Origin of the sequence: Hydrogenophaga palleronii NBRC 102513 (genome assembly GCF_001571225.1) — a bacterium.
GTDB lineage: Bacteria > Pseudomonadota > Gammaproteobacteria > Burkholderiales > Burkholderiaceae_C > Hydrogenophaga > Hydrogenophaga palleronii.
The window spans coordinates 1-20,323 of sequence record NZ_BCTJ01000025.1 but is presented as its reverse complement, the minus strand read 5'-3'; the positions used below and the strand labels follow the sequence as shown (position 1 = coordinate 20,323).

General features: G+C 67.8%; 19 protein-coding genes. 6 read left to right on the top strand and 13 right to left on the bottom strand.

From position 1 onward, the window contains the following. The first annotated feature begins 35 nt into the window (after positions 1-35). Complete coding sequence (locus HPA01S_RS16230) at positions 36-1,049, top strand: LysR family transcriptional regulator (protein WP_157085067.1); 1,014 nt, start codon at positions 36-38, stop codon at positions 1,047-1,049. Here the strand turns inward: HPA01S_RS16230 and HPA01S_RS16225 are convergent. The 7 genes from HPA01S_RS16225 to HPA01S_RS16195 form a co-directional block, all read right to left on the bottom strand. Then, positions 1,046-2,566, bottom strand: coding sequence for an FAD/NAD(P)-binding protein (locus tag HPA01S_RS16225; RefSeq protein ID WP_066271812.1), 1,521 nt, complete (start codon positions 2,564-2,566; stop codon positions 1,046-1,048). The two genes, HPA01S_RS16230 and HPA01S_RS16225, sit on opposite strands and share 4 nt — an antisense overlap. A gap of 60 nt (positions 2,567-2,626) precedes the next feature. After that, complete coding sequence (locus HPA01S_RS16220) at positions 2,627-3,502, bottom strand: ABC transporter permease (protein ID WP_066271811.1); 876 nt, start codon at positions 3,500-3,502, stop codon at positions 2,627-2,629. Further along, positions 3,499-4,395 carry an ABC transporter ATP-binding protein gene (locus HPA01S_RS16215; RefSeq protein WP_245638675.1) on the bottom strand — a complete coding sequence of 299 codons (897 nt, stop codon included), beginning with the start codon at positions 4,393-4,395 and terminating at the stop codon, positions 3,499-3,501. Before HPA01S_RS16215 ends, HPA01S_RS16220 begins: the two co-directional genes overlap by 4 nt. Then, positions 4,395-5,414, bottom strand: coding sequence for an ABC transporter substrate-binding protein (locus HPA01S_RS16210; RefSeq protein ID WP_066271810.1), 1,020 nt, complete (start codon positions 5,412-5,414; stop codon positions 4,395-4,397). The genes HPA01S_RS16215 and HPA01S_RS16210 overlap by 1 nt, the downstream gene beginning before the upstream one ends. Positions 5,415-5,463: 49 nt before the next feature. After that, positions 5,464-6,345 carry a TauD/TfdA dioxygenase family protein gene (locus tag HPA01S_RS16205; protein WP_084360751.1) on the bottom strand — a complete coding sequence of 294 codons (882 nt, stop codon included), beginning with the start codon at positions 6,343-6,345 and terminating at the stop codon, positions 5,464-5,466. A gap of 96 nt (positions 6,346-6,441) precedes the next feature. Next, positions 6,442-7,296, bottom strand: coding sequence for an alpha/beta fold hydrolase (locus HPA01S_RS16200; RefSeq protein ID WP_066271808.1), 855 nt, complete (start codon positions 7,294-7,296; stop codon positions 6,442-6,444). A 97-nt stretch (positions 7,297-7,393) separates the two neighbouring features. Then, positions 7,394-7,684: a DUF1330 domain-containing protein gene (locus tag HPA01S_RS16195; RefSeq protein ID WP_066271807.1), complete on the bottom strand. Its 291-nt coding sequence runs from the start codon at positions 7,682-7,684 to the stop codon at positions 7,394-7,396. A gap of 274 nt (positions 7,685-7,958) precedes the next feature. Between HPA01S_RS16195 and HPA01S_RS16190 the strand changes: the two genes are divergently transcribed. The 5 genes from HPA01S_RS16190 (at position 7,959) to HPA01S_RS16170 (ending at position 13,356) form a co-directional block, all read left to right on the top strand. Then, entirely contained in the window at positions 7,959-9,146 is a 1,188-nt protein-coding gene (locus tag HPA01S_RS16190; RefSeq protein WP_066271806.1) for a serine hydrolase domain-containing protein, read from the top strand. A 40-nt stretch (positions 9,147-9,186) separates the two neighbouring features. After that, on the top strand, positions 9,187-10,197 hold the full coding sequence (locus HPA01S_RS16185; RefSeq protein WP_066271805.1) for an AraC family transcriptional regulator: 1,011 nt from the start codon (positions 9,187-9,189) through the stop codon (positions 10,195-10,197). Positions 10,198-10,414: 217 nt separating this feature from the next. After that, a complete protein-coding gene (locus HPA01S_RS16180; protein ID WP_066271804.1) occupies positions 10,415-11,308 on the top strand; it encodes a LysR family transcriptional regulator in 894 nt (297 codons plus the stop codon). 99 nt (positions 11,309-11,407) lie between these two features. Then, the gene (locus HPA01S_RS16175) at positions 11,408-12,388 is read left to right on the top strand and encodes a Bug family tripartite tricarboxylate transporter substrate binding protein (RefSeq protein ID WP_066271803.1); all 981 of its coding nucleotides are present in this window, start codon (positions 11,408-11,410) and stop codon (positions 12,386-12,388) included. 8 nt (positions 12,389-12,396) lie between these two features. Beyond that, the gene (locus HPA01S_RS16170; protein WP_245638674.1) at positions 12,397-13,356 is read left to right on the top strand and encodes a M14 family metallopeptidase; all 960 of its coding nucleotides are present in this window, start codon (positions 12,397-12,399) and stop codon (positions 13,354-13,356) included. A gap of 342 nt (positions 13,357-13,698) precedes the next feature. Here the strand turns inward: HPA01S_RS16170 and HPA01S_RS16165 are convergent, their stop codons facing one another. From HPA01S_RS16165 to HPA01S_RS16140, 6 genes are all read right to left on the bottom strand, one after another. Further along, positions 13,699-14,637, bottom strand: a complete 939-nt coding sequence (locus HPA01S_RS16165) for a CysB family HTH-type transcriptional regulator (protein ID WP_066271801.1) — start codon at positions 14,635-14,637, stop codon at positions 13,699-13,701. Between the two features lie 19 nt (positions 14,638-14,656). Further along, complete coding sequence (locus HPA01S_RS16160) at positions 14,657-15,952, bottom strand: O-acetylhomoserine aminocarboxypropyltransferase/cysteine synthase family protein (RefSeq protein WP_066271800.1); 1,296 nt, start codon at positions 15,950-15,952, stop codon at positions 14,657-14,659. 19 nt (positions 15,953-15,971) lie between these two features. Beyond that, on the bottom strand, positions 15,972-17,339 hold the full coding sequence (locus HPA01S_RS16155; protein ID WP_066271799.1) for an LLM class flavin-dependent oxidoreductase: 1,368 nt from the start codon (positions 17,337-17,339) through the stop codon (positions 15,972-15,974). 115 nt (positions 17,340-17,454) lie between these two features. Next, complete coding sequence (locus HPA01S_RS16150; RefSeq protein WP_066271798.1) at positions 17,455-18,252, bottom strand: MetQ/NlpA family ABC transporter substrate-binding protein; 798 nt, start codon at positions 18,250-18,252, stop codon at positions 17,455-17,457. 165 nt (positions 18,253-18,417) lie between these two features. After that, a complete protein-coding gene (locus tag HPA01S_RS16145) occupies positions 18,418-19,095 on the bottom strand; it encodes a methionine ABC transporter permease (RefSeq protein WP_066271797.1) in 678 nt (225 codons plus the stop codon). Next, on the bottom strand, positions 19,088-20,128 hold the full coding sequence (locus HPA01S_RS16140; RefSeq protein WP_066271796.1) for a methionine ABC transporter ATP-binding protein: 1,041 nt from the start codon (positions 20,126-20,128) through the stop codon (positions 19,088-19,090). The genes HPA01S_RS16145 and HPA01S_RS16140 overlap by 8 nt, the downstream gene beginning before the upstream one ends. Positions 20,129-20,323 lie beyond the last annotated feature (195 nt).

Sequence of the window (20,323 nt, the reverse complement as noted above, 5' to 3'; positions counted from 1 at the left end):
ACTAGGGGAAGTTCAAGGGGGTCGGATTGCGCAAGATGTCGAGTTCACTTGCACGGCGTGCCAGCTTCGGCGGGCCCGCGCAGCGCTTGCTCACGCAAGGCATTGGCGAAGCGGAGTTGCGGCTCTTGCGCGCGTTCCTCGCCGCCGTCGAGGCCGGCGGCCTGTCCGCCGCGGCGGTGGAGCTGCAGATCGACCTCTCCACCGTGAGCCGGCAGTTCCGCGAACTGGAGGCCTGGCTCGGTGTGCCACTGGCGCGGCGCGGGCGCAGCGGTTTCAGCCTCACCCCGGCGGGCGAACAGCTGCATGTGCTGACCCGCGAATGGTTTGGCACCACGTCCGACTTTGCCGACAACCTGACGGCACTGGGCGCCGCGAGCAGGCCCTTGCTGCGGCTTGGCGTGGTGGACGCACTCGTCACCGCCCAGGGCTGCGCGGGGGCTGGGCATGTGCCCCGTCTGCTGGCACGGCTGATCGATGCCGAGCCCGGTGTGCGCCTGAACCTGCGCACGATGCGGCCGGTTGACATCGAACGCGAGGTGCTGGCCGGCAGCCTGGACGGCGGCATTCTCGCCGCGCGGCCACCCGCCGCGGGGCTGGCCCAGTACCGGCTCTATTCAGAGCGCAGCAGCCTGTACGTGGCGCCCGGGCATCCCTGTCACGCCGATCCGGAGCGTGAGCTGGATGAGGACGGTTTTCGCCAGCTCGCCCTGGTCACCGACCCATACTTCGACTCGATACCGCTGCCCGGCCTGGCAACGCTGTTCGCCGCCAACGCCCGCATCCGCGCCGACAGCATCGAGGGTGTGGCCTTGCTCGTCTCCACCGGGCGGTTCGCGGGTTACCTGCCCGACCACGTGGTGCAGGAGACGCGGGCATTGAGTGCGCTGCGTTCGGTGTGCCCGGGCCGGGTGTCGTACCAGCAGGACATCGTGCTGACCTGCCACGCCGGCAATGTGGCCCCGCTCATCCGGTGCCTGATCCGATGGATCGAGGATCTGGCGCCTGGCGCTGACACTGACGGGGCCGACGCACCCGCGAACGAAACCTAGGCGGCGCTCAGCGAAGCGGCCTGGTCGGCAAGACCCGGCAGCGGTGCCCGCTCACCGAGAAAACGCAACACATCCGGCAGCATGCGATGGATCTGCGCCGCGATGAACATGGCCCCGCCCGGGTCGCCGAAAGTGCCCAGGGTCGGCGGGCCGATCAGGCGGATGCGCGACAGGGCCTCGCCCTGGGCATTGATCACCCGGCAGTGCGGATCCACCGCGTAACCGATGCCGCAGGCGTCGGCGCGCAGGGTGCCCTGGTCCACCAGGGCTTTCAGCAAGGGGTTGCCGGCGGTGCGTGCGGTGGCGTCGAGGCCGGTGCAGTTGACCACCACGTCGAAACTGTCGGTGATCGGCGTGCCGCCACCCGCGGGTTGCAGCAAGGCCTCGATGCGGTGGGCGTGGGACGGCGCGGCCAGTGAGCGCAGACGCGCGGCGATGTGCACCACACGGCCGGTGGCCAGTGCCTCGCGGTTGATGGCTTCCGTTTGTGGTGGCGAGCGGAAGCGGTGCACGTCGTACCAGGGGCGCAGCACGCGCAGGAAGCGGCGTTGCTGTGCGGCCGGCAGCGTGGGCCAGAGTTGCCAGACCGAATCGCGCAGTTCGTCAAAGGGCAGGTTCCAGGTCTCGCCGCGCGCCACGCTGGCGCGGATCTGGGCGCGCAGCGTGCGCACCCAGGTGCGCAGCTCGGGCTGCACGCCGGTGAGGAAGGCCGGGGCGGGGGCCAGCAGGCGGTCCAGGTTCTGGCGGCCCACCGGAGGCTCGACCGGGCCGCTGGCTTGTGGTTGCGCACGCGGACGCAGGCCGCGCCGCGAGACCACGGTGATGCCGCCGGTGTGGCCCTGGCGTTGCAGGGTGGAGACCACGTCGAGCGAAGTGAGGCCGCTGCCGATGATGAGCACGCGCGCGTCGCGCGGGATGCCGAGCAGGCGCGCCGTCACCAGCGGGTTCTCGATCACGCCGGGATGTTGTGCCAGCGCCGGGTCCAGCGGCGCCTGCAGGCGCGGCTCGGCGTTGCCGGTGGCCAGCAGCAGCAGGTCGGCGGTCAGCGTCTGGCCGCGTTCGGTGACGGTGTTCACGGTATCGCCGACCTGGGTGGCGTGCAGCGCACGGTCTTGCAGGGTGCGGATGGTGGAGCCGGTGGCGGCCCCGCTGGCGTGGCTGTGCACCATGTATTCCAGGTAGGCGCCGAACACGGCGCGGCGCACGAAGGCCGAGCCGCTGGGCTGCATGGCCTCCGGGTCGGCTTCAAACACACCGCGTGCCTGGCACCAGTGCGTGAAATGTTCGCCGTCCACCGGGTCCACGGCGTGCGCCCAGGTTGGGGCGTTGAGGCGGTGGTCGGGATCGTGGGTGGCGTAGGCCAGGCCGGGGCCAACGCGGTCGCGCGATTCGATCAGCGTGATCGCCAGCGGCACCGGGCTGTGGCGCACCAGTTGCACGGCGGCGCTGACGCCGGAGAAGCCCCCGCCGACGATGGTGACGCGGCGTGGGGTGGAAGGAGCGGTTTCGGACGACACAAGATTCCTGTGGAACGCCTCAGGGGCAATGCAATGCGGATGCGGTACGGCGTGGGACGGTCAGCGGGTCACGCCCCAGCGCCGCACGGTGAGTTTTTCGACCGTCTGGAACACCACGTTTTCGACCAGCAGGCCGATCAGGATGACCATCACCAGGCCGGCGAACACCTTGTCGGTGTAGAGCTCGTTGCGGTTCTGGAAGATATACCAGCCCAGCCCGCCCTTGCCGGAGGACACGCCGAACACCAGCTCGGCGGCGATCAGGGTGCGCCAGGCGAAGGCCCAGCCGATCTTCAGGCCGGAGAGGATGGCCGGCAGGGCCGAGGGCACCAGGATCAGCAGCACGTAGCGCACGCCACGCAGGCCGTAGTTGCGCCCGGCCATGCGCAGGGTTTCGGGCACCGCCTGGAAGCCAGAGAAGGTGGCCAGGGCCAGCGGCCACAGCACCGAATGCACCAGCACGAACACCAGGCTGCCGGTGCCGAGACCGAACCACAGCAGGGCCAGTGGCAGCAGCGCGATGGCCGGCAGCGGGTTGAACATGGAGGTGAGCGTGGCCAACAGGTCGCGCCCGATCTGGGTCGACACCGCCAGCGTGGTCAGCACGAAGGCCGCCAGGATGCCGAGCAGGTAACCCTGCAGCAGCACCACCAGCGATGCGCGCGCGCGGAGCAGCAGCTCGCCGTCGAGCAGGCCGTTGACGAAGGCGTTGGCGGTCTGCAGGAAGGTCGGCAGCAGCAGGTCGTTGTTCTGCCAGCGCGCGATGATTTCCCACAACACCGCGAGCACTAGCAGGATCACGCTCTTGCGCAGCCAGGCCTGTTGCCAGACGCGGCGCGCCCAGGGCAGCGGGCGTTCGGCTGGCGTGTCGGTCAGCGCGGGCAGGCGGTATTCGGCCTCGGGCCGGATCGGGGGCAGGGCGTCGCTCGCGCTCATGGGGCCGCCTCGTCGAACAGCAGTCCGTGGATGCGCTGGGTGGCGGCCTGGAACGCGGGGCCGCCGCTGCTGGCCAGACCGAATTCGTGGGCCTGGATTTCGGCGCGCAGCCGGCCCGGGTGCGGTGTGAGCACGCCGATGCGGCTGCCCACCACCAGCGCCTCTTCAATCGAATGGGTGACGAACAGCAGGGTGAAGCGCACCTCGTCCCACAACGCGAGCAGCTCTTCCTGCATGCGCCGGCGCGTCAGCGCGTCGAGCGAGGCAAAGGGCTCGTCCATCAGCAGCACGCGCGGCTGCATGGCCAGCGCGCGGGCAATCGCCACACGCTGCTTCATGCCGCCCGAGAGCTGGTGCGGGTAGGCGTTGGCGAAGTCTGCCAGGCCCACCTGTTTCAGCACCGCGTGCGCGCGTTCCAGCGCATCAGCGCGCGCCAGGCGGCGCGTGGCGAGCAGCGGAAACATCACATTGCCCAGCACCGTCTTCCAGGGCGGCAGCTGGTCGAATTCCTGGAACACCACGATGCGGTCGGGCCCCGGGCCCTGGATGGTCTGGCCGTCGAGCCGGATCTGGCCCTCGCGCGGCGCGATGAAGCCGGCCGCCGCCTTCAGCAGCGTGCTCTTGCCGCAGCCCGAGGGGCCGAGCAGCACATAACGTTCGGACTCGAACACCGACAGGCTCACGCGGTGCGTGGCGCGCACCACCTGCTGGTCGGTGGCGTACTCCAGCGACACCTGGTCAAAGTCGAGCAGCGGTCGGGGCAGGGCCGCGGTGGGCGGCTGCGCCGTGCCGGCCACCGCGCCGCCTTCCTGCTCGCGCGTGGCGCGCAGCAGGTCCTGCATCGGCGTGCCGATGGCGTGCCGGTGCAGCACCTGGGCGTGCGCGAGGTTCATCAGTTGGCTGCCTGGCTGTGGGCGTCGTCGAAGAAGTAGTCTTTGGCCGAGGCGGGCTTGTTCTTGATCGCGCCCACGCTGTGCATGAAGCTGGCCAGCTTGAAGGTGTTCTGCGGCGTCAGCTTGAACTGCACTTCCGGGTTCTTGATGATGGACAGCAGCAGGTTGCGGTCGATCGCGCCCTGGCCGGTGCGCAGGTAGATGTCGGCCGCACCCTCGGGGTTGGCGGTGATGTACTGCGCGGCTTCCTGCAGCGCGGCGGTGAAGGCGCGGTAGGTCTTGGGGTTGTCGGTGCGGAATTTTTCCGTCGCGTACAGCACCGTGGCCGAGGAGGGGCCGCCCAGCACGTCGTAGCTGTTGAGCACGATGCGCGCCTTGGGGTTGCCGGCCAGGGCCTGGTTCTGGAACGGCGGGTTGCCGAAGTGGCCGGTGATCTCGGTGCCGCCCTTGATGATGGCCGCGGTCGCGTCCGGGTGCGGCACCGCCACCTGCAGCTTGTCGAGGCGGTTGTACTGGTCCTGGCCCCAGAGCTGGGCCGAGGCCAGCTGCAGCACACGCGACTGCACCGACACGCCCACCGCGGGCAGGGCGATGCGGTCCTTGTCGCCGAAGTCGGCGATGGTTTTCACCGCCGGGTTGTTGGTCACCAGGTAGTAGGGGAAGTTGCCCAGCGAGGCCACGCCGCGCACGTTCTGCTTGTCCTTGGTGCGGTCCCAGATGGTCAGCAGCGGGCCGACGCCGGCGCCGGCGATGTCGATCTGGCCCGCCAGCAGCGCGTCGTTGACGGCACTGCCGCCCGAGAGGCGCACGAACTCCACCTTCACGTCCACACCGGCGGCCTTGCCGTGTTTTTCGATCAGCTTCTGGTCTTCGGCCACATTGAGCAGCAGGTAGACCACGCCGAACTGCTGCGCGATGCGGATCTGCCCTTCGGCGTGTGCCACCAGCGGCGCGGCCAGCAGGGTCGAAGCCGTCAGGGCGGAGGCCAGCAGGCCTTGGACGAAGGAGCGTTTTTTCATGAAGGGCTTTGGTGAAGGAAGGGAGAAACGGAAACAGCGGTGGTGCCGGTCAGACCGGCACATCACCTTCGATGGTGGTGCGGTACAGGCGGCGGCGTTGTTCGGGCGGGCAGCCCGCCGCCAGGTGCAGCACCGAGCGGTTGTCCCAGAACACCATGTCGCCGGCCTGCCAGCGGTGGCGGTAGACGTAACGCTCCTGCGTGCTGTGCGCGTACAGGGCCTGCAGCAGGGCTTCGCTCTCATCGTCGGGCAGGCCCTCGATGCGGGTGGTGAAGTGCTCGCTGACGAACAGCGCCTGGCGGCCGTTTTCCGGGTGCGTGCGCACGATGGGCTGGCTGACCGTGGGCACGGCGGCGATCTGCGCCGGCGAGAGGTCGGGGCGCCACGGGTTGCGCCGCTGCAACTCGCCGTAGACCTTGAGGTAACTGTGTTCGGCGCGCCGGCCCTGCACCGCCTGACGCAAGTCGGCCGGCAGTTCGTCCCAGGCGCTGTGCTGGTTGGCGAACAAGGTGTCGCCGCCGTCGGCCGGCAATTCCTGCGCGTGCAGGAAAGAGCCCAGGCTGGGCTTTTCCTTGTACGACAGGTCGGAGTGCCAGAACACGCCGGCGTCACCCAGGCCGATCGGCTTACCGTCCTCCAGGATGTTGCTGACGATGAGTACGGCCGGCTGTTCGGGCAGGGCAAACTGGTGCAACACATGGCGCTGCAGCGGCCCCCAGCGTTCGCTGAAGGCCACCTGCTGTGCCGGCGTGATGCGCTGATCGCGGAACACCAGCACGTGGTGCTCCAGGTGGGCGCGGTGCAGGCGCGCGAAGTCGCTGTCGGCGAGCGGCCGGGTGAGATCGAGGCCGACCACCTCGGCGCCAAGGGCGCTGCTCAAGGGGCGGATCAGAAAGTCCTGCTGGACCGGAGGGGACGCGACAAGGGTCATGCCGGCCATGCTAGGCAGGGCTGCCCGCGCAGGGAACGATCAATACCGAGCAGGCATATGCGAAAACCGACTAAGCACGGCCCGGCAACGGCCGCGTCAGCCCTTCAGGAACTCCAGCAGTGCCTGGTTGAACTCGTCCGCGTGGCTGAGGTTGAAGCCGTGCGGCGCGCCCTTGATCACTTTCAGCTGGCTGCCCGGAATGGCCTTGTGGGTGCGCGCGCCGCTCACCTCCAGCGGCACGATGCTGTCGGCGTCTCCGTGCAGCACCAGCGTGGGCACGGTGATCTTCTTCAGGTCTTCGCGGAAGTCGGTCCGGCCGAAGGCGGTGATGCAGTCCAGCGTGCCCTTGGGCGAGGCCATGGCGGCGATGTCGCGCGCGTACTGGCGCTGCGGCTCGCTCACTTTCAGCGACTTGCCGACGCTGAAGAAGGTGTGGGTGAAGTCTTCCAGGAAGGCCATGCGGTCTTTCTTCACACCGTCCTGAAACTGCTGGATGGTGGCGTCGTCCAGGCCACCCTCGGGGTTGTCGGCGCTCTTGTACAGGTAGGGCGGCACGGCACCGGCGAACACCAGTTTGGCGATGCGCTGGCTGCCATAGGTGCCGACGTAACGCGCCAGCTCGCCGCCGCCCATGGAGAAACCGACCAGGGTGGCGTCTTTCAGGTCGAGCCCGTTGAGCAGGGCGTTGAGGTCGCTGGCGAAGGTGTCGTAGTCGTAGCCGTCCCAGGGTTGGGACGACTGGCCGAAGCCGCGGCGGTCGTAGGCGATCACGCGGTGGCCGGCGTCGACCAGCGCCGGCACCTGGGCCTCCCAGGAGCGGCCGCTGAGCGGCCAGCCGTGGATCAGCACCACCGGTTTGCCCTGGCCTACATCCTGGTAGTGCAGGTGGATCGGCGTGTTGCCGGGTGTTCTGTTGCCGGTGCTGGACGAGGGAATCTGGAACAGGGGCATGGTGTTTCTCCGGTGGTGGTGAAGCAACGTCCCATTGGTCCAGAAAGCCCGTGCCAGGGCTATCGGACGCGTCCTACGCCCTGGCGGGCGTGTAGTCTCAGGCGGCTTCGATGATGCGGATGTCGCGCACCGCACCCTGGCCCAGCGCCTTCAGCGCTTCCTGGTAGGCCGGGCTGTCGTGGGCGCCGGTGGCGTGGGCCACGCTGTCGAATTCGATCAGCACGGCGCGCTCGTGCACCGCCGCTTCGTACACCTTGGCGGGCAGGCCTCGCGCCAGGAAGCGGCCGCCCGCGGCCTGGATCGCCGGGCCGGCGAGGGTGGCGTAGGCGGCGAGGGCGGCGGGGTCGCTGATCGAGCGGTAGGTAGCAATCCAGTAGGCCTTGGCCATGTTCGTGTTCTCCGGCAATGGGTTGAAAGAAAGAGCCCGCACTGTACAAGCCCTGCCGCCGCGCCGGGCGGGCAGGGCCATGCAGCGCCATGCACGCCCGACGCCAGCCGTTTGCCGCGGCAGGCGTTGGGGCCGCGCAATTCCTGCCAGATCCAGACAGCGGTTTGCCAGAACCGGACAGCCCTTTTTCGGCCGACAACCTAGATTGGTGCCAGCCAGCGAGACCGGCACCCGGCCGGCCTCCTGGCGTATCACAACACCCAGGAGACATTGCATGACGAACCCGAAGACCCAGGCCGCGCTCGACGCCATCCTGACCCAGACCGCGCAACGCCACGGCGGCGTGCCCGGCGTCGTGGCCATGGCCACCGACCGCAACGGCAACTTCTACGAAGGCGCCGCAGGCACCCGCGAACTCGGCCAGGACCGGCCCATGGACACCGACGCGGTGTTCGCCATCTTCTCCACCACCAAGGCCATCACCGGCGTGTGCGTGATGCAGCTGGTGGAAGAAGGCCTGATCCGGCTCGATGAACCCGCCGGCAAGTACGTGCCCGACATCGACCGCATCCAGGTGCTCGACGGCTTCGATGCAGACGGCCAGCCGCGCACCCGCGCACCACGGCGCCGCATCACCATCAACGACCTGATGCTGCACACCTCGGGCCTGTCTTACGAGTTCTTCAGCACCGACGATTTGAAGTACCGCACCGCCATGGGCATCCCCACCGTGGTCGGCTGCAGCTATGAATCGATCCGGACCGTGCTGGTGCACGAACCCGGCGCCGCCTGGAGTTATGGCGCCAACATCGACTGGCTCGGCCTCATCGTGGAAGAGCGGCGCGGCAAACGCCTGGGCGCTGTCATGGCCGAGCGCATCTTCGGCCCCCTGGGCATGAAAGACATCGGCTTCGGCCTGAGCGAGTCCATGCGCCAGCGCCGCGTGACCATCCACGACCGCGCCGCCGACGGCAAGCTCACCCCCTTGCCCGACCTGGCCTTGCCCGACCCGCCGCCGATGGACATGGGCGGGCACGGCCTGTACGCCACGGTGGGCGAGTACATGAAGTTCATCCGCATGATCCTCAACGACGGCGCCGGGCCGCACGGCCGCGTGCTCAAGCCCGAAACGGTGAACGCCATGAGCCGTGACGGGCTGCCCGCCATGGGCCTGTCTGTCGGTGGCTGGGCAACCTCCATTCCTTCGCTCAGCAACACCGGTGAGTTCATGCCCGGCACGGACAAGGGCTGGGCCTACACCTTCATGACCAACCGCGAGCGTGCGCCATCGGGCCGGTCTGCCAACTCGCTCATGTGGGCGGGCCTGGCCAACTGCTTCTACTGGATCGACCGCGAGGCCGGCATCGGTGGTTACTGGGGAACGCAGATCCTGCCGTTCCAGGACGCGGTGTCGTACCCCGCTTTCGTGGAATTCGAGACGGCCGTATACCATCACCGCTGAGCCGCCCACCCCGAGGCGTGCCGCGCAAGGAGACACCGGCATGGAAGCGATCCGCAACGTCCTGGTCACCGACGTCCATGGCGCGCCGAGCACACGGCACCGCCTCATGACGTCGACCGACTGGGAGGAGACCCAGCATTGGTGCCGGCAGATCTACATGCCGTTCGACGTCACCCCTGCCGGGAGCGTGCGCCAGCCGAACTCCATCCTGGACGCGATCCGCATCGGGCACTTCACCCTCAGCCGGTTCAGCTACGGCGTGCCGGTGCACCTCAACGGCTTCTCGGCCGAGGCGGGCACCGGCATCGTGCTGACCACGCTGCGCGGTGCCATACGTCACTGGTCCAGCGGTCGCGAGCACAGCGACACCGGCGTGGGCGAAGCCTTCCTGGTCGACAACTCGCGCACCCATTACTGGCTGGACGCCGACGCGGAGCACCTCCAGCTCAACCTCACCTTCCAGCACGACGCCATGGCCGCGCTGCACGAGCGCTGGTTCGGCGCGCCGGCCGACGAACGCATGTGGGTTCGCAAGTTCCGCTTCGGCGGCTCGCAGTCGAGCTGGATCAGCCTGCTGTCCTACGTGTGCCGCTGCATCACCGAAATGCCGGACGCCGTGGAGCACGGACCCCTCGGCCGGCATCTCGAAGAAATGATCGGCGTGCACCTGCTCACGCTGTGGCGCCAGCAGCTCGACAGCCCGCAGACGCCCACGCTGCACCGTCTCGCGCCGCGCCATGTGCTGCTGGCAGAGCAACACATCCGCGATCACGCCCGCGAAGCGCCCACCCTCAGTGAGCTCGCCCGCAGCGCCGGCGTGAGCGTGCGCACGCTGAACGCCGCGTTCCGCGACTACCGCGGCTGCACGCCCATGCAGGCGATGCGCGAAGCACGCCTGAACGGCGTGCGTGGGGAACTGCTGGTGGCACTGGCCGGCGCCAAGGTCCGGGACGTTGCCGAAGCCTGGGGCTACGCCAACCTGGGCATGTTCGCCGCGGCGTACCGCCAGCGCTTCGGGGAATCGCCTTCGGCGACGCTGGGGCGGCACTGACGTTTGTTGCGCCCGGCCGCCATCACGCGCCATGGCGTGAGCGGGTGCGCCTGAATTCGGAGCGAGTGCAATTTGCACTGCTTCGCCAACAACATCGCGCCCGCATTCCTGAGCGGCAAGGCCGCGCCTTCTGCCCCGGATAAAGTCGCCGCAGGCCACCCTGTCGCGCGTTTGCCGTGCAGCCGCACAGGTGTCTCTGCTCAACGAAGGATGCACGATGCAGATCAAATGGTTGGAAGACCTCATAGCCTTGTCCGAGGCGCGAAGCTTTGTGCGGGCTGCCGCACAGCGCCATGTGACGCACCCGGCTTTTGGCCGGCGGATCAAGAGCCTTGAAGAATGGGCCGGCGTCGAGCTGGTGCTGAGGGAGGCGGGCCCGGTGACGCTCACCGCGGCGGGAGAGACCTTGCTGCAGCACGCACGCCAGGCGGTGGAGGCGCTCGCCTCCGCGCGCAGCGAATTCCAGGACAACGCCTTGCCGGGGCAGGGCGTGCTCACGCTGGCCACCGGCCGCACCCTGGCAAGAACCATTGCCGCGGATTGGCTGTGGCGCATGCGGGCGCACACCACCGCGGCGCGCGTGCAGGTGCGAACCGGCTCCATGGCGGAGACGTTGCAACGCTTCGAGCGCGGCGAGGTCGACTTCATGTTGACCTACTACCACCCCGCGGTCACCACGCGGTTGAAACCGTCCCTGTATCTCCAGCACACCATGGCGCACGACCGGCTGGTGCCGGTGTCGCGCGCCAATGCCGGAGGCAAGACGCTTTTCCGTTTCTCCACCAGCAAGCCCGTGCCCTACCTGGCCTACGCCAACACCCTGGCGCTGGGGCAACTGGTGTCCGACCACCTCTCGAACCATGCGCAGGCACCGCGCCTGAAACCCATCCTGCAATGCGACTCAGCCGATGCCTTGCTGGAGTACGTGCTCAAAGGCCTGGGTGTGGCCTGGCTGCCGTGGTCATTGGCGGTGGGCGCGTACAAGGAAGGCAAGCTCGCGCCGCTGGCGGGCAAGGCGCTGGAAGTCGCCTTCGAGGTGCGCATGGTTCGCTCCAAGCGGCGCCTGTCGCCGCTGGCGGAGACCTTGTGGGAGCAGTCCACGTCCCGTTGACAACACCCATTCGACAAAAGCACGGGCCGGTGCCGTTTTGGCACATCAACCGGAAAACATCGAACCAAGAATGGCAAGCACTAAAAACAGGAGACCCCCATGCGATTCATCCCCACAAGCCTTTCTTCGGTCCTGTCGCTGGTGCTGGCCACCGGCCTGATGCCCGCGGCACATGCGCAGGCCGGCACCTACCCGGACCGTCCGATCACGGTCGTGGTCGGCTATCCCGCCGGCGGCAGCACCGACCTGGCCGGCCGGGCCGTGGCCGACCAGTTGGCGAAGAAGCTGGGCGTGGCGGTGGTCGTGGAGAACGTGGGTGGTGCCGGCGGTGCCATTGGCGCGCACCGGGTCTCGCGCTCGGCACCCGACGGCTACACGCTGCTGCTCGGCGCCAACAACGAGATCGCGATCAACCGGCTCGTGTCGCCCTCGGTGAAGTACAGCTACAAGGACTTCACGCCCATCGGGCTGGTCGCGTCCACGCCCATGGTGCTGGTGGCCTCCACCCAGAGCGGCATCAAGACGGCGGACCAATTCGTCAGCGCGGTCAAGGCCAGTCCCGGCAAGTACACCTACGGCAGTTCGGGCGTGGGCACGGCGTTGCATCTTTCCGCCGAAATGGCCAAGCAGCAGGCCGGCCTTTTCATGTCACACATTCCCTACCGCGGCGTCGGTCCGCTGACGACAGACCTGTACAGCGGCACCGTCGATTTCGGCGTGTTCGTGCTGTCCAGCGGGTTGCCGCACATCCGCAGCGGCAAGTTGGTGGCGCTGGGCATCACCGAGAAGAAACGCTCGGCTGTGGCTCCGGACATCGCGCCGCTGGCCGACCACCCGGCGCTCTCCAACATGGACATCGGTGTCTGGTCCGCCCTCATGGCGCCGCCCAACCTGCCCGAGGCCGTCGCCACCCGCCTGCGCAAGGCGCTTGCCGAGATCCTGCAGACGCCGGATTTCCGCAAGAAGCTGGAAGACACCGGCTCCGTCGTTGCTCCGCTTAATGTCGACATGGGCAAGTTCCTGGTGGACGAGACCGCGAAGTACCAGAAGATCGTCGAGTTCGCGAACATCAAGGAGTGAGCGGCATCGTGTTTTCGTTGACCCCTCCCGATCTCGGCCCATGGCGCGCCGGCAACACCGGTGTTGAAGGCGTGTGGCACTTCGACGCCGATGTGCCGGGGCGCCGCGTCATGCTGAGCGCGCTGGTGCACGGCAACGAGCTGTGCGGCGCATGGGCTCTGAAGGAACTGCTGGAGGCCGGTGTCCGGCCGGCTTGCGGTTCTCTCACCCTGGCGTTCTGCAACCTCGACGCCTTCGACCACTTTGACGCCAACAACGGCGACGCCTCGCGTTTCGTCGATGAAGACATGAACCGGCAGTGGGTGCCGGCGCGCCTGGCCCAGGCCGGCACGCGCGAACGCCGGCGCGCAGCCGCGCTGGCGCCGTTCGTGCAAGGCGCCGACTGGCTGCTCGATCTGCATTCGATGCACGAACCCGGTCTGCCGCTGTTGCTGGTGGGCATGCACCCGCGCAACCTGGAGCTGGCTCGCCAGTTGCGCGCCCCGGCGCACGTGGTAGTGGACGCCGGCCACCGGGACGGCGTGCGCATGCGCGACTACGGCCGTTTCAACGAGCCCGACGCAGACCAGCCCGACACCCGCTCGCTGCTGGTGGAGTGCGGGTACCACGGTGACCTTGCCAGCCTCGACGTGGCGCGCGACCAGTGCGCGCGTTTTCTGGTGACGGCGGGCACGCTCACGGAAGCCACCGCACAACGCAGCCTGCCCGGCTGGCAAATGCCCGACGCCGCCACGCAATGGGCCTTGCACGTGACAGACGCGGTGGTGGCACGCAGCGAGGGCTTCACCTTCAGCCAGGCATTCCAGGGCCTGGAAGTGATTGCCAAGGCCGGCACGGTGATCGGTGACAACGACGGCGAACCAGTGAAGACGCCGTACGACGACTGCGTGCTCGTGATGCCCTCAACCCGCCAGGCACGCCAAGGCGTGACCGTGGTGCGCTTCGCGCGCCGTGAACTGTTGAGGTAAGCCGCCTCGGGGAGCGCGTGAGTGTTGCGGCGCGCTGATCCCCTTCAAGGCTGCAACACGTACTCACCCGGCGCCCGGCACAGCGACCAGAACGCCTGCATGCGGGACCCAGCCCTCATCCCGAGGAGCGATTTTTTTCACGATTGGGTCGCGGTGCCATCCCCATTCTGATGACCCACCTCAGTACCGTGACGCGCATGGTGCGACGCTGTTGCTTGAGCGGGCCGTGGTGGCTCGAATCGGCGATGCACAGCGGCCTCTAAATGAGCGCTTTGGGTTGCACGCCGACGCAACAGATGCAATTGCCGTCAGATTTGCCGCGAACGCGGCGCCACCGGAAATTCAGACCGTCACGATCTCGTCGTTCAACGCCTCTTCCACCACCTGCCGCGTGAGGCTGGGGGCGAAGTTCTCGATGAAGCTGTAGGCGTAGCCGCGCAGCCAGGTGCCGCGGCGCACCGCGAGGCGGGTGACGTTGATCTCGAACAGGTGCCGTGCGTCCAGTGCGTGAAGGTGGCGGTCGCGCTCGCTGTCGATGGCGATCGAGGCGACGATGCCCACGCCCATGCCCAGCTCCACGTAGGTCTTGATCACGTCGGCGTCCATCGCGGTGATGACCACGTTGGGTTGCAGGCCCTGTTTGTCGAACGCGCTGTCGATGTGCGAGCGGCCGGTGTAGCCCTGGTCGTAGGTGATGATGGGATGCTCGGCCAGCTGCTGCAGGCTCAGCGGGCCTTCCACGCGCAACAGCGGGTGGCCCGGTGGCACCACGATGCTGTGCGTCCAGCGGTAGCAGGGCAGGGTGACCAGTTGCGGGTAGCTGGCCAGTGCTTCGGTGGCGATGCCGATGTCGGCCTCGCCCGCGATCAGCATCTCGGCCACCTGCTTGGGTGAGCCCTGGTGCAGGTTGAGCGTGACTTGCGGGAACAGCGCACGGAAGTCGCGCACCGCGTGTGGCAGGGCGTACCGCGCCTGCGAGTGGGTGGCCGCGATGGACAGGCCGCCTTCGAGACGCGAGACGAAATCCTTGCCGGCCTGCCGCAGGTTGTCGGCCTCCTGCAGCAGGCGTTCCACGATGGGCAGCAACGTCTGGCCCGGCCCGGTGAGGCCGGTGAGGCGCTTGCCCGCGCGGGCGAAGATGGTCACGCCCAGTTCTTCCTCCAGCTCGCGGATCTGGCGGCTCACGCCGGGTTGCGACGTGTAGAGCATGGCGGCGACTTCGGTGAGGTTGAAGCCATGCCGCGCGGTTTCGCGCACCGACCGGAGCTGTTGGAAGTTCATGGGCGTGAGGGGTCCGATGTCAGACGGCGGCCAGGGCTTGCTCGAGGTCGGCCAGCAGGTCGTCGATGTGTTCGATGCCGATGGACAGGCGCACTGCGTCTTCCGACACGCCCGACTTGGCCAGTTCTTCGGGCGAGAGCTGGCGGTGGGTGGTGGAGGCCGGGTGCGTGGCCAGCGATTTCGCGTCGCCGATGTTCACCAGGCGCGTAAAGAGCTGCAGCGCGTCGAGGAAGCGCGCACCGGCGGCACGGCCTTCACCGGCCGCGGCCTTCACGCCGAAGGTCATCAGGCCCGAGGCGTGGCCGCCCATGTACTTCTGCGCCAGGGCGTGGTCGGGGTGGTTGGGCAGGCCGGCGTAGTTGACCCAGCCGACCTTGGCGTGTTGCGCCAGGTGTTGCGCCACGCGCAGCGTGTTGGCGTTGATGCGGTCCATGCGCAGCGAGAGCGTCTCGATGCCTTGCAGGATCAGGAAGGCGTTGAAGGGCGAGATGGCCGCGCCGGTGTTGCGCAGCGGCACCACGCGTGCACGGCCGATGTAGGCCGCCGGGCCGAGCGCTTCGGTGTAGACCACGCCGTGGTAGCTCGGGTCGGGTTCGTTCAGGCGCTTGAAGCGGGCCTTGTGTTCGGCCCACGGGAACTTGCCGGAATCGATGATGGCGCCGCCGATGCTGGTGCCATGGCCGCCCAGGTACTTGGTGAGCGACTGCACCACGATGTCGGCACCGTGTTCGATCGGGCGCAGCAGGTAGGGCGATGCGACCGTGTTGTCGACGATCAGCGGAATGCCATGCTTGTGCGCGATGGCGGCGACGGCCGCGATGTCGGTGATGTTGCCCTGCGGGTTGCCGATGGACTCGACAAAGATCGCCTTGGTGCGCTCGTCGATCAGCGGCTCGAAGCTGGCCGGGTCGCGGTGGTCGGCGAAGCGGGTGGTGATGCCGTACTGCGGCAGCGTGTGCGCGAGCAGGTTGTAGGTGCCGCCGTACAGCGCGGTGCTGGAGACGATGTTGTCACCGGCTTCGGTGATGGTCTGGATGGCGTAGGTCACCGCGGCCTGGCCCGAGGCCAGCGCCAGCGCGGCAATGCCGCCTTCGAGCGAAGCGATGCGCTGCTCCAGCACATCGTTGGTCGGGTTCATGATGCGGGTGTAGATGTTGCCCGGCACCTTCAGGTCGAACAGGTCGGCGCCGTGTTGCGCACTGTCGAAGGCGTAGGCAGCGGTCTGGTAGATCGGAACGGCGACGGCCTTGGTGGTGGGGTCGGGTTTGTAGCCAGCGTGAACCGAGCGGGTTTCGAACTTCCATTGGTTGGACATGAGAGAGGCTCCTTGTAATTCAAAAATCAAGCAACACGGGTTCGTGCGCGGCTTGCATTGTGGCCGGGTGCGCGGGGCGCTGCAGGCCGAGGTGCTCGCGCAGGGTGCGGCCGGTGTATTCGGTGCGGAACAGGCCGCGGCGCTGCAGCTCGGGTACGACGAGCTGCGCGAAGTCTTTCAGGCCGTGTGGCAGCGTGGGCGCGAGCACGTTGAAGCCGTCGGCCGCGCCGGTGGTGAACCAGTGTTCAAGCTGGTCGGCGATGGACTCGGGCGTGCCCACCACCGTCCAGTGGCCGCGCGCGCCGGCCACGCGTTCGTAGAGCTGGCGGATCGTCAGGCCTTCGCGGCGCGCGAGATTGGCGAACAGTTCCTGGCGGCTCTGCCAGCCTTCGGTGACCGGCAGGTCTTGCGGGAACGGCCCGTCCACCGGGTACTTGGACAAGTCCACGTTGCCGAGGAAGGTGGAGAGCAGGCCGACGCCGAGCACCGGGTCGATGAGCGACTGCAGTCGCTCGAATTTCTCGCGCGCCTCGGCTTCGCTGCGGCCGACGAAGGGCGAGATGCCGGGCAGGATCTTGAGTGAATCGGTGGAACGGCCGTAGGCCGCCAGCTGGCCCTTGAGGCTGCTGTAGAACTGGCGTGCTCCTTCGACGGTCTGCTGTGCGGTGAACACCACCTCGGCGCTGGCGGCGGCGAGGTCCTGCCCGTCGCTGGAAGACCCGGCCTGCACCAGCACCGGATGGCCCTGCGGCGAACGGCGCGTCTGCAGGCCGCCGTGCACCTTGTAGTGCGTGCCCTCGTGTGCCACGCGGTGCAGCTTGGCGGGGTCGAAGAAGCGGTTGTTGGCCTTGTCTTCAATGAAGGCGTCGTCTTCCCAGGTGTCCCACAGCCCTTTGACCACCTGCACGTATTCCCGCGCACGCTCATAACGCTGGGCGTGCTGGATCTGCTGGTCCAGGCCGAAGCTGCGGGCCTCGAAGTCGCTGCCCGAGGTGACCAGGTTCCAGCCCGCGCGGCCACCGCTCAACTGGTCGAGCGAGGCGTACTTGCGCGCCAGGTGGTAGGGCGGAAGGTAGGTGCTGGAGACTGTGGCCACCAGGCCGATGTGGCTGGTGTGCTGCGACAACGCGGCCAGCGTGAGCAGCGGGTCCAGCGGATACCAGAGCGCGTTCTTTGCCACCGCTTCGTCGGGCGGGCCGGGCAGGCCCACGTTGTCGGCGAAGAAGATGGCGTCGAACCTGGCCGCCTCGGCCAGTTGGGTCCATTCGGTGAGCGCGGCAATCTGCCCGCCCGCCGAGGGCACCACGTCCGGGTGCCGCCAGGCGGCCAGGTGGTGGCCGGCGCCGAAGAAGAAAGCACCGAGGTGCATCTGGCGAGGGGTGGTCATGTTGTGTGGAAGACGGTGTTGCTTGTGTTTTCAGAGACACCGCGGAACCGGCTCTGCCGGGCCGCAGGTGTCGCCCCCTTGAGGGGGTCGCGCGAAGCGCGGCGGGGGGGCTCTCTCAGAACCCCGCCAGGACCGCGCCCTTGAACTCGGTCTGGATGAACTGCTTGGTCTCGGCCGACTGGTAGGCCTTCACCAGCTTGGCGACCCAGGGCTTGTCCTTGTCGGCTTCGCGCACCGCGATCAGGTTCACGTAGGGGCTCTTCGCGCTTTCCTGCGCAATCGCGTCCTTGGCGGGAGTCAGGCCGGCCGACAGTGCGTAGTTGGTGTTGATGGCCGAGGCGTCCAGGTCGTCGAGCGAACGCGGCAGCTGGGCGGCGTCGAGTTCGACGAAGCGGATCTTCTTCGGGTTGCTGATCACGTCCAGCGGCGTGGCCTTCAGGCCGGCTTCGGGCTTGAGCTTGATGAGGCCCTGGTCTTGCAGCACCAGCAGCACGCGGCCGCCGTTGGTGGGGTCGTTCGGAATGCCGAACTTGGCGCCTTCGGGCAGGTCCTTCAGGTGCTTGACCTTCTTGCTGTAGATGCCGATGGGGAAGTTCACCGTGTAGCCGACCGAGACGAACTTGTAGCCACGGTCCTTGATCTGGTTGTCCAGATACGGCTTGTGCTGGTAGCTGTTGGCGTCGAGGTCGCCGGCGGCCAGGGCAGCGTTGGGCTGCACGTAGTCGCTGAACTCGACGATCTGGATCTTCAGGCCGTCCTTCTCGGCGATCTTCTTCACCTGTTCGAAGATCTGCGCATGCGGGCCGGCGGTGACGCCGATCTTGATCGGCTTGTCCTGCGCGAGCAGGGGCGTGGTGAAGGTGGCGGCCAGGGCGAGGGCCAGGGTGGATTGGAGCAGTTGCCGTTTGATCATTTCAGGGTTCCTTGTGGTTGATAAAAGTGTTTACCGCGCCGGAGCGCGTGTCTTGATCCAGAGGCATCAAGGGACGGCTTCGCCGGCCCAAGATGCCGTCCCCCCTCCAAGCGCCGAAGGCGCGCAAGTGAGGGGGGAAGCCGCGCAGCGGCGCAGGGGGGTGTTTCATTTCTTGTTCAAGCGGCGCACCAGCCAGTCGCCCAGGCTTTGCACGGCCTGCACGAACACGATGAGCAGCAGCACCACGGCCACCATCACCTCGGGCAGGAAACGCTGGTAGCCGTAGCGGATGCCGAGGTCGCCCAGGCCACCGCCGCCGATGGCGCCGGCCATGGCCGAATAACCGGTGAGGCTCACCAGGGTGATGGTGAAACCGGCCACGATGCCGGGCACGGCCTCGGGCAGCAGCACCTTGAAGACGATCTGCGAAGTGGTGGCGCCCATGGCCTGCGCGGCTTCGATCAGGCCGCTGTCCACCTCGCGCAGCGAGGTTTCCACCAGGCGCGCAATGAAGGGCGCGGCGGCGATGGTGAGCGGCACCACGGCGGCGGCGGTGCCGATGGACGAGCCGGTGATGAAGCGCGTGAACGGAATGATCGCGACCAGCAGGATGATGAAAGGGGTGGAGCGCACCGCGTTGACGATGCCGCCCACGCTGCGGTTGAAGGCCGCGTTCTGCAGCACACCGCCGTGGTCGGTGAGGCGCAGCAGCACACCCAGCGGCACGCCGATGAGCGCACCCACGAAGCCCGAGATGCCGACCATCACCAGCGTCTCCCAGAACGAGAGCACGAACAGGTCGATGAGCGCGGGCGGGAACCAGCTTTGCAGTTGCTCAAGCATGGGCCACCTCCTGCACCTGCACGCCGGCGCCACGCAGGTGGCCGATGGCGGCGTTGAGCTGGTCTTGTGCGCCGCGCGCCAGCACGGCCAGCGTGCCGAACGGGTGGCCCTGCACCTCGTCGATCTGGCCGTGCACGATGTTCAGGTCGAGCCCGAAACGGCGCACCAGGTCGGACAGCAGCGGCCGGTCCGACTCGACGCCCGCAAACACCAGGCGCAACAGGCTGGCCGGCGGCTGGCCCGGCACGCCGAGCAGGGCGCGCACACGCTCCAGCACATTGGCCGGCAGTTCACGCGGCACCACGTCGTCGAGCAGGCTGCGCGTGGTTTCGTTCTGCGGGTGGCTGAAGACCTGCAGGGCCTCGCCCTGTTCGACGATCTGGCCCGCCTCCATCACCGCCAGGCGGTGCGCCACCTGTTTGATGACCTGCATCTGGTGCGTGATGAGCACGATGGTGAGACCGAGCTCGCGGTTGATCTGCTGCAGCAACGCGAGGATGGCGCGCGTGGTTTCGGGGTCGAGCGCCGAGGTGGCTTCGTCCGACAGCAGCACCTTGGGCTGGCTGGCCAGCGCGCGCGCAATGCCCACGCGCTGTTTCTGTCCGCCGCTGATCTGCGCCGGGTAACGGTCGGCCAGTGCGCCCAGCCCCACCAGTTCGAGCAGCGGGTTGACGCGGGTTTTGATCTGCTGGCGCGACAGGCCGGCGAGCTCCAGCGGCAGCGCCACGTTGTCGTAGACCGTGCGCGAGGTCAGCAGGTTGAAGTGCTGGAAGACCATGCCGATGTCGCGCCGCGCTTCGCGCAGGCCGGCGGTGTTCAGCGTGGTGAGCGAGCGCCCGGCCACCGTCACCGTGCCCTGGCTCGGGCGGTTGAGCAGGTTGATGGTGCGCACCAGCGAGCTCTTGCCCGCACCGCTGCGCCCGATCACGCCGAAGACCTCGCCAGCGCGGATCTGCAGGTTCACGCCACGCAAGGCATGCACCGGGCCTTTCGGGCCGCGGTAGGTCTGGTGGATGTTGTCGAGAAGGATCACGGAGAACTTAAGAGAGAAGACTTGGTGGTTTAGAAGGGGCTGGCTTTTGCATGCCGGTCCCTCACCCCAACCCTCTCCCGCAAGCGGGAGAGGGAGCCGAGGCCACGCTGGCCGGAGCGCGTGCAGCGATCCAGAGGCATCCAGGGTCCGGCTATGCCGGCCCGAGATGCCGTCCCCCCTCCCAGCGCCGAAGGC